The 13,236-nt window shown below is 69.8% G+C and carries 13 protein-coding genes; 8 read left to right on the forward strand and 5 right to left on the reverse strand.

Annotation, left to right across the window (positions count from 1 at the left end; genetic code table 11):
• Nucleotides 1–600 precede the first annotated feature (600 nt).
• Both FB600_RS11520 and FB600_RS11525 read left to right on the forward strand, forming a co-directional pair.
• Nucleotides 601–3,051 carry a DUF3772 domain-containing protein gene (locus tag FB600_RS11520; protein ID WP_369072898.1) on the forward strand — a complete coding sequence of 817 codons (2,451 nt, stop codon included), beginning with the start codon at nt 601–603 and terminating at the stop codon, nt 3,049–3,051.
• Between the two features lie 113 nt (nt 3,052–3,164).
• Nucleotides 3,165–3,488 carry a hypothetical protein gene (locus FB600_RS11525; RefSeq protein ID WP_145756797.1) on the forward strand — a complete coding sequence of 108 codons (324 nt, stop codon included), beginning with the start codon at nt 3,165–3,167 and terminating at the stop codon, nt 3,486–3,488.
• Between the two features lie 135 nt (nt 3,489–3,623).
• Here the strand turns inward: FB600_RS11525 and FB600_RS11530 are convergent, their stop codons facing one another.
• Nucleotides 3,624–4,067, reverse strand: coding sequence for a hypothetical protein (locus FB600_RS11530; protein ID WP_145756796.1), 444 nt, complete (start codon nt 4,065–4,067; stop codon nt 3,624–3,626).
• Between the two features lie 197 nt (nt 4,068–4,264).
• Here FB600_RS11530 and FB600_RS11535 point away from each other — a divergent pair, with 197 nt between their 5' ends.
• On the forward strand, nt 4,265–4,552 hold the full coding sequence (locus FB600_RS11535; RefSeq protein ID WP_017921437.1) for a YciI-like protein: 288 nt from the start codon (nt 4,265–4,267) through the stop codon (nt 4,550–4,552).
• Between the two features lie 22 nt (nt 4,553–4,574).
• On the opposite strand, the gene corA is transcribed toward FB600_RS11535, so the two are convergent.
• Nucleotides 4,575–5,552, reverse strand: coding sequence for a magnesium/cobalt transporter CorA (gene corA / locus FB600_RS11540; RefSeq protein WP_017921436.1), 978 nt, complete (start codon nt 5,550–5,552; stop codon nt 4,575–4,577).
• Nucleotides 5,553–5,795: 243 nt separating this feature from the next.
• Here corA and FB600_RS11545 point away from each other — a divergent pair, with 243 nt between their 5' ends.
• On the forward strand, nt 5,796–6,410 hold the full coding sequence (locus FB600_RS11545) for an AAA family ATPase (RefSeq protein WP_145756795.1): 615 nt from the start codon (nt 5,796–5,798) through the stop codon (nt 6,408–6,410).
• A gap of 106 nt (nt 6,411–6,516) precedes the next feature.
• On the opposite strand, the gene FB600_RS11550 is transcribed toward FB600_RS11545, so the two are convergent.
• Nucleotides 6,517–7,617 carry a saccharopine dehydrogenase family protein gene (locus FB600_RS11550; RefSeq protein ID WP_013698170.1) on the reverse strand — a complete coding sequence of 367 codons (1,101 nt, stop codon included), beginning with the start codon at nt 7,615–7,617 and terminating at the stop codon, nt 6,517–6,519.
• A gap of 382 nt (nt 7,618–7,999) precedes the next feature.
• On the opposite strand from FB600_RS11550, the gene FB600_RS11555 reads away from it, so the two are divergent.
• Nucleotides 8,000–9,478, forward strand: coding sequence for a mechanosensitive ion channel domain-containing protein (locus FB600_RS11555; protein ID WP_145756794.1), 1,479 nt, complete (start codon nt 8,000–8,002; stop codon nt 9,476–9,478).
• 64 nt (nt 9,479–9,542) lie between these two features.
• Here FB600_RS11555 and FB600_RS11560 read toward each other — a convergent pair whose 3' ends face one another.
• Together FB600_RS11560 and FB600_RS11565 are read right to left on the reverse strand one after the other, a co-directional pair.
• The gene (locus tag FB600_RS11560) at nt 9,543–10,610 is read right to left on the reverse strand and encodes a zinc ribbon domain-containing protein (protein ID WP_096748791.1); all 1,068 of its coding nucleotides are present in this window, start codon (nt 10,608–10,610) and stop codon (nt 9,543–9,545) included.
• Between the two features lie 88 nt (nt 10,611–10,698).
• On the reverse strand, nt 10,699–11,163 hold the full coding sequence (locus FB600_RS11565) for an Lrp/AsnC family transcriptional regulator (RefSeq protein WP_013698172.1): 465 nt from the start codon (nt 11,161–11,163) through the stop codon (nt 10,699–10,701).
• Nucleotides 11,164–11,452: 289 nt separating this feature from the next.
• Between FB600_RS11565 and FB600_RS11570 the strand changes: the two genes are divergently transcribed.
• From FB600_RS11570 to FB600_RS11580, 3 genes are all read left to right on the forward strand, one after another.
• Nucleotides 11,453–11,998, forward strand: coding sequence for a Spy/CpxP family protein refolding chaperone (locus FB600_RS11570; protein ID WP_036051370.1), 546 nt, complete (start codon nt 11,453–11,455; stop codon nt 11,996–11,998).
• Between the two features lie 169 nt (nt 11,999–12,167).
• Complete coding sequence (locus FB600_RS11575; protein WP_096748790.1) at nt 12,168–12,524, forward strand: hypothetical protein; 357 nt, start codon at nt 12,168–12,170, stop codon at nt 12,522–12,524.
• A gap of 206 nt (nt 12,525–12,730) precedes the next feature.
• Nucleotides 12,731–13,165, forward strand: a complete 435-nt coding sequence (locus FB600_RS11580; RefSeq protein WP_025100463.1) for a PGDYG domain-containing protein — start codon at nt 12,731–12,733, stop codon at nt 13,163–13,165.
• Nucleotides 13,166–13,236 lie beyond the last annotated feature (71 nt).

The following is a 13,236-nucleotide window of genomic DNA, read 5'->3' on the forward strand; positions in this document are numbered from 1 at the left end:
GGCACATGGCCGGGCGCGATACACGGGTCCGGTGCGCGGATTGTCACGCACAATCGCGCCGCCTGAACAGCGGGTGTTTGCGGATCACGCCACAGTGGCCGATTCGCCGCCGGGCCCCGTCGGGCGGCCGCAAAACCAGGCCCGGCGGGCGATCCGGGGCGCGCGGCCGGCACCGGCGGCACCCCGCGCGGGGGTGTAACGCGCGTAACGATCTGTGACGCCGGAAGCGCCCCGCCAGCCCGGGCAGCCCCGCGCCGCGCGGCTCGCCGCCGGGCGCCGGCCCGGGGCGACATGCCGGCGCCGCGTCGTCCGCCGCGCACGGCGCACAGGCAGCCGGTAACATCTCGTTCCCGCGCTCGATGGCATGCTGAGGGCCTGGACGCCAGCCACGCCGCTGGCCGCCGTGGCCGACGCCGTCGATCCAGCCGATAACAAAGGTTTTCCATGCCCTTCTCCGCCCGACTGGCGCGCGCGCGCGCGTCGCTGCCCTCGCTGCCCTCGCTGCTGCCGCGGACCTCGCCGCCGGCCGCACCCTCGGCCCCGCGCCCGGCCGCAAGCCGCCCGCTCGCGCCGCTGCCGGCCGCGCGCGTGCGGCACCTCATGCTGCCGCTCTTGCTGCTCTCGGCGGTCCTGCTCGGCACCGGCATGCCGGCCGCGCAGGCGCAGCCGCTGGTGGCCTCGGCCGCCAGCGCCGCCTCCGCCGCGCCGGCGATCTCCTACGCCGACGCGATCGCCTCGCTCAAGCAGTTGCAGGCCGAGCAGGACCGCATCAAGCAGCAGACCTCGACGGCCACCAGCAACACCCAGATCGACACCGCCGATACCGCCACCGAGGCGCTCAGCGGCGACGTCGACAAGCTGATCGACGCGCTCAAGCCACAGCGCGCGCAGATCCAGGCCCAGCTCGACGTGCTCGGGCCGCCGCCGGCGGCCGGCGCGCCGCCCGAGACGCCGGCGGTAGCTCGCCAGCGCAGCGATCTCGACGCGCGCCGCGACCAGTTCGACGCGGCGCTGAAACAGGCCGTGGCCCAGAAGGACGACCTCGCCAACCTGGACCAGCAGTACGCGAAACTGCGCCGCGGATTGTTGCGCAACCAGCTCGCGCTGCGCTCGGGCAGCCTGCTCGGCCCGAGCTTCTGGGCGCCGTTCCACTCGCCGCAGCAGGAGGATATCGACCGGCTGCACAAGTTCTTCGGCCAGATCGCCGCGCAGTTCTCGTTCGCCTGGGAGGACGGCCGGCGCCTGGGCACGGTGCTGCTGCTCGGCCTGGCGATCGCGATCTGGAGCGGCGGGCGGCGCCTGCTTGAACGCGGCTTCGCCTGGTTCTGCCTGAACCGCCTGCCGGCCACGCGGCTGCGCCGCAGCGCGCTGGCGCTGAGCACCGCGCTGGCCACCGTGATCTCGACCGGCATCGCGGTGCAGTTGCTCTATCTCGCGGTGACGCGCGGCGAGGCGCTCACGCCCGCGCTCGACGATTTCGCCGCCAAGTTCAGCGAACTGGCGATGACCTGCGCGCTGATCGCGGGCCTCGGCCGCGCCCTGCTCTGCACCCGCCACCCGAGCTGGCGGCTGCCAGCGATCGCCGATCCGGTGGCGCTCGCGATGCGCCGCTTCCCGACCATCCTGGCCGCGCTGCTGCTGGTCTCGGGCACGCTCGAGCAACTGAACCGGATCGCCGACACCAGCCTGCAGGTAACCATCTTCGGACGCGGCCTCGTGGCCCTGGTGGTGGCGCTGACGATCGGCGCCACCCTGCTGCGCGCCAACCGCGCGCGCGCCGAGCTGGCCGCGGCCGGCGAGCAGCCCGAGGCGCGCTCGACCCTGGCCGGGCTGATCCACGCCGGCGTGTCGCTGGCGGTGATCGCCTCGCTGGCCGCGCTGCTGATCGGCTACATCACGGTGGCGCGCTTCATCACCTACGAGCTGGTCTGGTTCGAGATCGTGCTGTGCAGCTTCTACATGCTCACCCAGATCACGCGCGACGCCTTCGCCAGCCTGTTCTCGACGCAGTACCGCAGCGGCAACACCATCAAGCACCTGTTCGGGCTGGACGACAGCCATCTGGAGCAGGCCTCGACCCTGCTGTCGGGCGTCGGCGTCGCGGTGCTGGTGCTGCTGGCCGCGCTGTCGCTGCTGACCGGCGGTTTCGGCACCACCCCGAGCGACCTGTTCGACAGCCTGCTGACCATGCTCGGCGGCACCAAGCTGCGCAGCCTCAACATCGTGCCGGACCGCATCGTCAACGCGGTGCTGGCGCTGGCGGTGGGCTTCTGGCTGCTGCGCTCGGTGCGCCGCTGGCTCGACAACGAATTCCTGCCGACCCTGGGCATGGACCCCGGCATGCGCGCCTCGCTGGTCACGCTGTTCAGCAACCTCGGCTACGTGCTGCTGGTGCTGATGACGCTGTCCCTGCTCGGCGTGCAGTGGAGCAGCCTGGCCTGGATCGTCAGCGCGCTGTCGGTGGGGATCGGCTTCGGCCTGCAGGAGATCGTCAAGAACTTCGTGTCGGGCCTGATCCTGCTGACCGAGCGGCCGGTGAAGGTGGGCGACATGGTCAGCATCAGCGGCGTGGAGGGCGACATCCGCCGCATCAACGTGCGCGCCACCGAGATCCAGCTGAGCGACCGCTCGACCGTGATCGTGCCGAACTCGCAGCTGATCTCGCAGAACCTGCGCAACGTCACGATGGGCAACAGCACCCAGGGCGTGGCCACCCTGATGCTGACCTTCCCGCTCAACACCGACCCGGAACAGGTGCGCGACCTGCTGCTGAACGCCTACCAGGCGCATCCGGCGATCCTGGAGAAGCCCGCGCCCTCGGTCACCTTCAGCCAGCTCACGCCGGACGGCATCACCCTGAGCGTGACGGGCTACGTGAGCAGCCCGCGCATCACCGCGTCCACCAAGAGCGACCTGCTGTTCGAGATCCTGAAACAACTGCGCGCGGCCTCGATCACGCTGGCCAGCCCGCAGATGCTGATGATCCAGAACGCGCCCGAGGCGGGCGCCGCGGCCCTGCCCGCCGTGACGGGGACGAAACCCGCCGGCTGAGGCGGCCGGCGCGGTGTTTCGGGTTCGTCATCAACGGTTGCAATCCTTTACCGCATGTGACGATCGCTCCCCCTATGCTTGCCCTCATCACACCAACCGCTTGGGGGAAAGACATGAAGAACATCAAGACGATCGCCTTGCTGGCACCGGCCCTGCTGGCCGGCTCGCTGCTCACGGGCTGCGTGGCCTACCCGGCCAATCCGGGCTACGGCGGTGGTTATGGCGGTGGATATGGCGGCGGCTACGCCGCGCAGCCCGCCTATGCGCAGCCGGGCGTGGCGGTCGACGTCAATATCGGCTGGCACGGCGACCGCTACTGGGACGGCCGCCGCTACTGGGCGCGTGACGACTGGAACCGCGCCCACCCGCCGGGAGATCGCCACTACGACGATCGCGACCACCGCGGCGACGACCATCACGACGACCACCCCTGGTAAGCCGGCTCGCGGCACACCGGCGAGCGATTGCCGGGGTGCCGAACGCGGCGCGGCATGAAGAAAGGGCGGCACGGGCCATCAGGTCCGCGCCGCCCTTGTCGTTCATCCGTCCTCACGCGCGACGGAGGCGACGTCTCACGGCTGCCGCGCCGTCGACGCCGCGCTACCCGGCAACGCGCGGCGGATATCGTCGACCATCGAATGCGCGGCGCCGGTCACCAGCGCCGCGTCCACGCCCTCGGTGCGCCACTGGTCCTGCCCGTCGCGCGAGAACACCAGCGAGGCGCGCGAGGAAGACGCATCCTCCGACTTGCCGGAATGCCAGGCGATCACCACGTCGCAGGTATAGGCATGCTCGGCCGTCTTGCGGCACGGGCCCTCCTCGCGGATCGAGGCGACATCGGCCGCCACCAGCAAGGGCTGGCCGAGGAAGCTGTTGAGCGCGCCGTGGTTCTCGTCGTCCAGCGCCTGCCGCACGGCGGCATCGATCTCGGCCGGCGCGGGGCCGTCGTGGAACCACCCGCAGGCGGCCAGCACCGGCGCGAGCGCGCCGGCAAGCAACAAGGTTCGAAACGTCATCCGGATTTCCTTCTCGCCCCGCCCGCGCGTCGCCCCTCGCGACGCGCCCGGGCAGGCGCGCGCGCAGTGTGCCGCGAAGCGCGCGGCGCGACCGTATCGAATCGTAAGCATTTGTTCGCGCGGCCCGGGGGCGCGCCTATACTGGACCTTTCGCGCCGCGTCCGAGCCGGCGCCCGAGCCCGAACGGAGGAGACACGATGTACTACCTGCTGACCTACGACCTGGTCGACAACTACCTCGAGCGGCGCGGCCCGTATCGCGACGAACACCTGGCGCTGGCCCAGGCCGCCACCGAGCGCGGCGAGTTGCTGCTGGCCGGCGCGCTGGCCGATCCGGCCGACTGCGCGGTGCTGGTGTTCACCGGCGCCTCGCCGGCCGCGGCCGAGGCCTTCGCGAATGCCGATCCCTATGTGAAGAACAAACTGGTGCGCCATTGGCAGGTGCGCCAGTGGAACGTCGCCGCCGGCCACTACGCGAAGACCTGACACGCGCCGCGCGCCGCCGCGCTCAGAGCCAGCCGGCGCGCTTGAAGCGCCACCAGAGCGCGAGATCGCCGATCGCCATCACGCCCAGGCAGACATAGAAGCCGAAGCGCCAGTGCAGCTCGGGGATGTTGTTGAAGTTCATGCCGTAGATCCCGGCGATCATGGTCGGGATCGCGAACAAGGCGGCGAAGGAGCCGAGCCGCTTGGTCACCTCGCTCTCGGCCAGCGAGATCATGCCGAGGTCGACCTGCACGGCGGTCACCACCATTTCGCGGCGCGCCTCCAGGGTCTTGGTGATGCGCAGCAGGTGGTCGTAGACGTCGCGGAAGTAATGCTCCATGCCGCTGCAGACCTGCGGCGTGCGCCCGCCGACCAGCTTCGAGAGCGGTTCGAGCAGCGGCGCCGTGTGCTGGTAGACGATCATCAGCCGGCGCTTGAGCGAATAGAGATCCTGGATGATCGCGCGCGCGGTGGCCGGCGTCGATTTCTCGAAGATGCGGTCCTCGAGTTCCTCCAGCTCGGCGCCCAGCGCCTCCACGGTCGGGAAGTAGCGATCGACGATCTGGTCCATCAGCGCGTAGAACACGAAGGCCGCGCCTTCCTTGAGCAGGTGCGGCTCGCGCTCGCAGCGCACGCGCACGTCCTGGAAGCCGTGCGAGGTGTGGTTGCGGATCGACAGGATGTAGTTGGGCCCGACGAACACGTTCAGCTCGCCGATCTCGAACTCGTCGTCGGCATCGAGCTCGACCGTGTGCAGCACCGCGAACAGCGAGTCGCCGTATTCCTCGATCTTCGGCCGCTGGTGGCCGTTGCGCGCATCCTCGAGCGCCAGCTCGTGCAGGCCGAACTCCTCGCCCATGCGCTCCAGCTCCGCAGGCTCGGGTTCCTTCAGCGCGACCCAGACGAAGCATTCGGGGCGGGCCACGTAGTCGCTGATGTCGTCGATGTCGATGTCGGCCAGCTTCTGGCCGTTCTGGTAGGCAACGCAGTTGATCAACATTGTGTCGGGGGGAAACGTCCGTTTCTGTCGATGAGTCGATCCGCTAGTGTAGCCGTTCCGCCCCGCTCCAAGCAGCAGGTCGCCCGGCCTCGCCGGCCTTGCGCGGCCCGGGCTTCGCGCTCATCATCGTGCAGTCGCGCGCGGCCGACGATCGCCTTTCCGGCGGCCTTCCGCCGGCTTGCTACGACTCCCCGGCCGCGCGCCCGGCATCGTCTTCTCACCCCGCCCCGGAGGCTCACGCCCGTGAAGTACCTGGTGTTTTTCTGCGGTCATGCCGGCACCGGCAAGACCACCCTCGCCAAGCAGTTGATCGGCCCGCTGATGCGCAGCACCGGCGAGGCCTTCTGCCTGCTCGACAAGGACACGCTCTACGGCCGCTACAGCGCCGCCGCGATGGGCGCGCTCACGCAGGACCCGAACGATCGCGACAGCCCGCTCTACCTGCAGCACCTGCGCGATCCGGAATACCAGGGCCTGCTCGATACCGCGCGCGAGAACCTGGAGCTGGGCATCAGCGTGCTGGTGGTCGGCCCGCTGTCGCGCGAGATCCGCGACGGGCGGCTGTTCAACCGGCAGTGGCTGGGCATCGGCCACGACGTGGGGTTGCGCGTGGTCTGGGTGCATACCTCGGAGGAGATGGCGCGCGAGCGCATCGTCGCGCGCGGCAATCCCAACGACGCCTACAAGCTCGCGCACTGGGACGAGTATCGCGCGCGCCGTTTCGTGCCGAGCGGCGAGGCCTGCGAAGGACTGCTGAGGTTCGACAACACCGCGCCGGGCGCGGCCGACGTGGAGGCGCTGCTGCACGCGATCGTGCCGCCCGCGCCGAGCGCGATGGTGCCGCCGCTGCCCGCCTGAGCCGCGGCGCGCGGCACGCGAAGGCGCCTGAAATACAAACGGCCGACGCGGGTGGTTTCCACCCGCGTCGGCCGTTTTTCCTATCCGGGCCTGCTGCCCTGCCCGCTCATGCCATGGCGTGCGAGGGCACCGTCATCGCGCCTTCGTAGAGCCGGCCGAAGCGGTTCTTCAGGAAGGCCTCGAGGGGCACCTGCTCCTGGCGCACGAAGCCGCGTTGCGGCAGCCGGCCTTCGCGGAACAGGTCGAGCACCGCGCACATCGCGCCGGCCGTGGTGATCTGGATCGCGCTCATCGGCATGCCGCCGATCTCGTTGGCGAAGATCTTGCGCGTGAACACGTCCTGCACCAGTTGGCCGTTCTTCACGCCCGTCACGGTCACGAACACCAGCACCACGTCCTGCTTGGTGGAGGGCACCGCGCGCCGCATCATCGCCTTGAGCGCGTCGCGGTCGCTGGCCAGGCGCATGTCTTCCAGCAGGAACTGCATCAGGTCTCGGTGGCCCGGATAGCGCACCGACTTGTAGTCGAGCGTGCCGACCTTGTCGGCCAGCGTCTCGCACAGCGTGCCGAGGCCGCCCGAGGTGTTGAAGGCCTCGTATTCGATGCCGTCCAGCGAGAAGTGCTCGAGGCCTTCGAGCGGCTGCACCCATTGGCGCTGGCCGTCGCGGATCGCCTCGCAGGGCTGGCAGTATTCGTTGATCAGGCCATCCACGCTCCAGGTCAGGTTGTACTTCAGCGCGTTGGTCGGGTACTCGGGCAGCGCGCCGACCCGCATCTTGACGTCGCGGATCTCGCTGAAGCCCTCCACCAGCGAATGCGCGGCGATGCCGATGAAGCCCGGCGCGAGCCCGCATTGCGGCATGAAGGCATGCTCGGCGCCCTCGGCCAGGCTGCGGATCGCATGGGTGGCGCGCACGTCCTCGGTCAGGTCGAAGTAGTGGACGCCGGCCGCCTTGGCCGCCGCGGCCACGTTCACGGCCAGGTAGTACGGCAGCGCGTTGACCAGCGCGTCGAAGCCCTTGAGCGCGTCGCGAATCGCGTTGGCGTCGGCCGAATCGACGCGGCGCGTCTCGATGCCGGCCTCGGCGAGCTTGGCCAGCGCCTCGGCGTCGCGGTCGAAGGCGACCACCTGGTAGTCGCCCGTTTCGCGCAGCAGGTGGGCAATGGTGTGGCCGATCAGGCCGGCGCCGACGATGGCGATCTTCATGGTGACTCTCCTGACGTGTGTTTGTTGTGTTCGAAGGCGATTCGGCTGCCTGCAGGAGAGTGTACGAACGAGCAAAAACAGTTGATAGACGGAAAGTGATGCGATCCGACACCGATTTTCGTCGATATGACGAAGCGTTTCGACTTTATGTCGGAATTGGCCCCGTAACGCGTCGCGGGATCCAGGGCAACAGGCCCCGGCGGCACCGCGCGATCGCCGGTGTTTTCGCGGATCGATTTTCGCGCGGATCGAGTCGACGAGTCCAGGCGAGTCGGGCATGCTAGCGGCTGCGCCCCAGCCCGTGTTTTCGGCCGAGACACCGGGAGATACCGGGTTCGGCGGCGCCCCCGTACTTCCGACAAGCCCGGTTCCGGAGCGACCCGTGAAATATCCGCTGATTGTGGCCTCGAGCATCGTCGCGGCCGATATCCTCGTGTGGCGCGCCCGGCTTCCCCCCTACGAACGCACCCGCCTGTTCATCCGGCTCGCGCTGTTCGCGGCCCTGAGCTGGCTGCTGTTCAGCGCGGACATGAGCCCGTTCGGCGAGCCGCCGTATCGCGACGCCGCGGGGCTGCACTGGCTCGCGCAGATCCTCGAGATCATCTGGTGGCTGATGGGCGCGCGCCTGCTGACGCTCTCGCTCGACCTGCTCCTGCTGCCGCGCAGTTGGCGCAAGCAGCGGCTGTTCTCGGACGTGTTCGGCGCCATCGTGTTTCTCGCCGCGACGGTGGCGGCGCTGGCCTTCGTGCTCGAGCTGCCGGTGCGCGGCCTGGTCGCCACCTCGGGCGCGCTGGCCATCGTGCTCGGCCTGGCGATCCAGAGCACGCTCAGCGACGTGTTCGCGGGCATCGTGCTCAGCACCACCGAGCCCTATTCGGTGGGCGACTGGGTCGTCATCGACGACGTGGAGGGCATGGTCGTCGAGATGAACTGGCGCGCCACGCACCTGCTCACCGGCCAGGGCAATACCCTGGTCGTGCCGAACGCGCTGACCGCCAAGGCGAAGATCTCGAACAACAGCCGCCCGGCCAAGGTCCATGGTCTCTCGCTGGTGCTCGAGATCGCCCCCGAGGCGCGCCCCAGGACCGTACTGGACGCGCTGGAGCGGGCGCTGACCGGCTGCCACGCGATACTGCGCTCGCCCGCCGCCCATGCGCGCGTGCAGCGCGCGACGCTCAACTCGATCCATTACGAGGTGGTGGGCTTCGTCGACGACATGGCGCTCAAGCGCGCCGCCTCCAACGAGCTGTTCGACCTGTGCTACCGGCACCTGGCCGCCGCCGGGGTGCCCTTGCGCGCGCTGGGCGTGCCCTTGCGCGCGCTGGGCGTGCCGGCGCCGGCGGCCGAGGCCGGCGACGCCAGGCAGGCGCTGCTCAAGCGCGTGTCTTTGTTCGAAAGCCTCGACGCCGCCGAGGTGGCGCAGCTCGCGAAGCGTCTTTCGCGGCACGAATACCGGGCCAACCAGGAAATCCTCGCGCCGGACACGGTGCCGGACAGCCTGGCGATCGTCGATACCGGGGTGTTGTCGGTGGTGTTCCGCGAAGCCTCGGGAGAACGCGAGCTGGCCCGGGTCGGCCCGGGCGAGGCCTTCGGGGAGGCGGGCTTGCTGGCCGGCCTGCCGATGCGGGTGTCGATCACCACGCTGACGCCCGCGGTCCTGTTCCAGCTCGGCAAGGACGACATGAGCGCGTTCCTGAAGGCGCATCCGGAAGTGGCCGAGAAGCTGTGCCAGTTGCTGGCCTACCGGCAGGACAAGCTCGGCAAGCTGACCGCGGCGCTGCCCGCCGAGCAGGAACACGGTCATTCCCTGTTCGACTGGTTGTTCGGCAAGATGCGGCACGTGCACGCGCTGCACGATTGAGACGCCCGCCCGCGAAGCGGCTCGCGGGTCGTTGCGCGCGCAAGCTTCGTCGCGCCGCCGGGCCTCACGAGGCCGCCGGCGGCTCCTCGCGCTGCACCGCCGCCCCGCAGCCGCTGCAGAACGGGAAGAAGGCGAAATTGCGCGTGCCGCAGGCGCAGGACTGGAACAGCTTCAGGCCGCAGTGGATGCAGAAGGTCGACTGCTCGCCGCCGAGGCTCCAGGGCTTGTCGCAGGACGGGCACATCTTCTTCTGGAACGAGGCGATCGCCTTCTCGTAGCCGATCGACTGGGCCCGTTCGTCCTGGCTGCGCTGCATCTCCTCGCGCTTGCGCTCGACGTAGCGCTGGAAGGCCCGCAGCATGTAAATGCCGGCGAAGATCGTCAGCGCGATGCCGACCGCCACCCGCACATAACCGCCGAAGTCGGGCAGGTAGGGCACCAGCTCGACGAAGAAGGCCGACAGCGCGAACAACCCGAAGCCATGGACGAAGGGCCAGTAGCGCGCGCGGCGGTAGCGCAGGAACAGCCACACGGCGAGCAGCAGCACCGGCAGCGTGAAGGCCAGGCGCCAGCCGAACACGGCCAGCGAATAGCGGCGCAGCGCGGCCTGGTAGCGCTGATCCGCCTCGCCGCCGGCCTGCTCGGCGCGCGTCTCGAGCGCGCTGGAGCGCTGTTCCAGCGCGCTCGCCTGGTCGGCCAGCGTGTCCTGCTGCTTCTGCCAGCCCGCCAGCGCCGCCTGCAGCTTGTCGAGTTCCTGGGTGCGCGCGAGCAGCTCGGGGTTGCGGCTGCTGTCGCCGGTCGCGGTGCGCGTGGCCACCCAGTTGCGGAACGCCTCGCGGGCATTGTCGTAGTCGCGCCGGGCGCGCGTGGCGCCCGCGTTGGCGGCGTCCTGCCGCGTCGACAGGCTGGCGCGCTCGCCCTCCAGCGCGCGCCGCTCGTCGCGCAGGGCCGCGTCGCGCGCCGTGTCGGCGAACTGTGCGGCCTCGGGCGGGCCGCCGCGCGGCGCGAACATCAGGTCGCGGATCACCAGGCTGCCGAGCATGTTGAGGAACAGCGCGAACACGATCGCGAGCGCCCAGGAGGCGAGCCGCAACCAGCGTTCGGGACGGGAAAATGCCTGACTGGTCTTCATGGCCGCTGCGCTCCTGTGGTCGATTTCCTTGTTTGTGCTTGTGCCGGGAGACTGCCTTGGCGCACGGGATTCGCGCGCCGTGCCGCGTTCAGACGCTGATGGTGCCGCGATCGATCTTGCGCGCGAGGATGATCGAGGTGGTGGTGCGCTCCACGCCGTCGAGCGCGCCGATCTCGTCGAGCAGGTCGTTGAGCCGGCCCGGCGAATCGGCGCGCAGCCAGGCCACGTAGTCGTATTCGCCGCTCACCGCGCACAGCAGTTGCAGCTCGGGCATGCGGTCGAGCCGCTTGAGCACGTCCTGCCCGAACTTGGGCGCCAGGATGATGCCGACATAGGCCACCAGGCTCGCGTCGAGCACGTCCTGGCCGAGCCGCGCGCCGTAGCCGGCGATCACCTGGGTGCGCTCCAGGCGCTCGATGCGCGCGATCACCGTGGTGCGCGCCACGCCGAGCTGACGCGCCAGTTCCGCGACGCTCGCGCGCGCGTTCGCCTGCAGCAGCGAGACGAGGTTGCGGTCGAGTTCGTCGAGCTGGTCGAGTCGAGGTGGGCGCATGACGGATTCCGTGACAAGGTGTCGCGATGATAGCGCCGAAGCGGCGCCGGCCCAAACGCGGAGCCCGCCGCAACGGGCTTTTCCACGCGATTCCGGCCGCGCGCGGGGCCGCCGCGCCGGCGATTTCGATTTCGTTTCGGTTGTAAGCAGATGTCGCCGCGCTGCACATTTGCCCTTGCGCATGCTACTAATAGCGCGCGTCTCCGGCTCGCGACTTGCTATGCCCGACCTGACACCAGGTGGCCGCAGGCACCACCGGATACCGTTTGACGACCACACAGGAGTTCCAATGAAAAAGATCTCGCTGACTCTCGCCGCGCTGTTCGCGCTTACCGGCTCGCTCGCCGCCCACGCCCAGACGCCCGCCTCCGCTGCGGCGGCAGCCGCCTCGACGCCGGGCGCCGCGCATGCCGCGCGTCACGAGGCCCGCGTCGAGGAACGGATCACCTACCTGCACCAGCAGTTGAAGATCACGCAGGCCCAGGAAGCCCAATGGCAACCGTTCGCCGACACGATGCGCGAGAACGGTGAAACCATGGGCCGCCTCTATGGCGAGCGCGCCGACGGCAAGAGCTCGGCGACGGCCCTCGACGACGTGAAGCAGTACGCGGAAATCGCCCAGGCGAACGCCGATGGCGCCAAGAAGCTGGTCGACACCTTCGGCCCGCTGTACGAGGCGCTCTCGCCGGAGCAGAAGGCGATTGCCGACAAGACTTTCCGCGAGCGCTGGAACCATCGCGGCCCGCAAGGCGGCAAGCATGCGCCGCACAAGGGCGCGGCCAAGAAGCCGGCCGCCCCGGCAGCCGACGCGGCCAGCGCCCCGGCCGCGCAGTAAGCCTTGGGCGGGGCCTTGGCGCCCCGCCCTCGCAGGGCATCGAACCGGCCCGCCGCTTCACAGCGGCGGGCCGTTTTTTTCATTGGCGGCGAGAGCCGATGTCGCGGGAGTGAACCGATTCGGGAGAGCCGGGTCTGAAGACTCCTTACAAAATACCGACACTCATGCCATGCGCGCTCGCCTGTTCCTGTCCCGCCTGCTCCCCTTGCTGCTGATCGCGGCGCCGCCCGCCTGGGCGCAACCGGCCGCACATCGAGGCGCCGACGCGCCCGCGCCGGCCTCCGCCACCCGCTTCGCCTCGCCGCTCGCCCGCAACCTGCAGGGCGGCGCGACGGCCGCGACACCCGCCTCGGCGCGCTGCCAGGAGCTCGCCGGCATGGTCGGCCAGGCCATCGCCGAGCCGGATCGCCGCAACGTGGTGGTGCGCCGCATGGGCCCGGATGGCCAGTTGCGCAACGAGCTCGGCGAATACGACCGGCGCGCCTCGCCGGAAGCCGAATACCGGCGTCTGGGTTGCCGGCCCTGAAGCGGTCCTGGGGCAGTCCTGACGTGGCCGTGACGTGATCTCGAAGCGGCCTCGAAGCAGCCCTGAGGCAGCTCGATGCGGCCCGGAGAAGCCTCGCCGCCAACCCGCGCGACCTGGCGAGCCGGACGGCGCGCCAAGGCCGCCAGCCCCACGGCCGGCCGGTTTCAAGCTACAGTTCGGGCTTTTCTCAGCCAGGCACGCGAACCATGATCGAACTGAAGCAAATCGACCTGCGCACGGATCCCGCCGCGCAACGCGTCGTCAAGGACGAAACCGTGGAGGTGGCCTTCGCCGCCGAGGCGGGCGAACTGATGAGCCTGGAAGGGCCGAACCGCTACGCGGCCGGCGACGCAATCGTGACGGGCTCGACCGGCGATCGCTGGGTGGTGTCCCGCCAGCGTTTCGACGACAAGTACCTGCCGGCCGCCGAGGGGCTCGCGCACGGCGACGCCGGCCCGTACCGGAACCGGCCGGCGGTGGTGCTGGCGAAACGGATGGAGGCAGCGTTCTCGATCGCGCGTTCCGAAAACGGCGACGTGCTGCGCGGCGCGGCCGGCGACTGGGTCATGCAGTACGCGCCCGGCGACTACGGCGTGGTGCAGGCGCAGCGTTTCGCGCAGGTCTATCGCGTCACGCAGTAAGCGCGGCGATCCTTGGAAGGCACCGGCGGCGCAAGGCCGCCGGCGATTTACGCCGCCGCCCCGGAATCACT

This window comes from Burkholderia sp. SJZ089, assembly GCF_007828315.1.
Classification (GTDB): domain Bacteria; phylum Pseudomonadota; class Gammaproteobacteria; order Burkholderiales; family Burkholderiaceae; genus Burkholderia; species Burkholderia gladioli.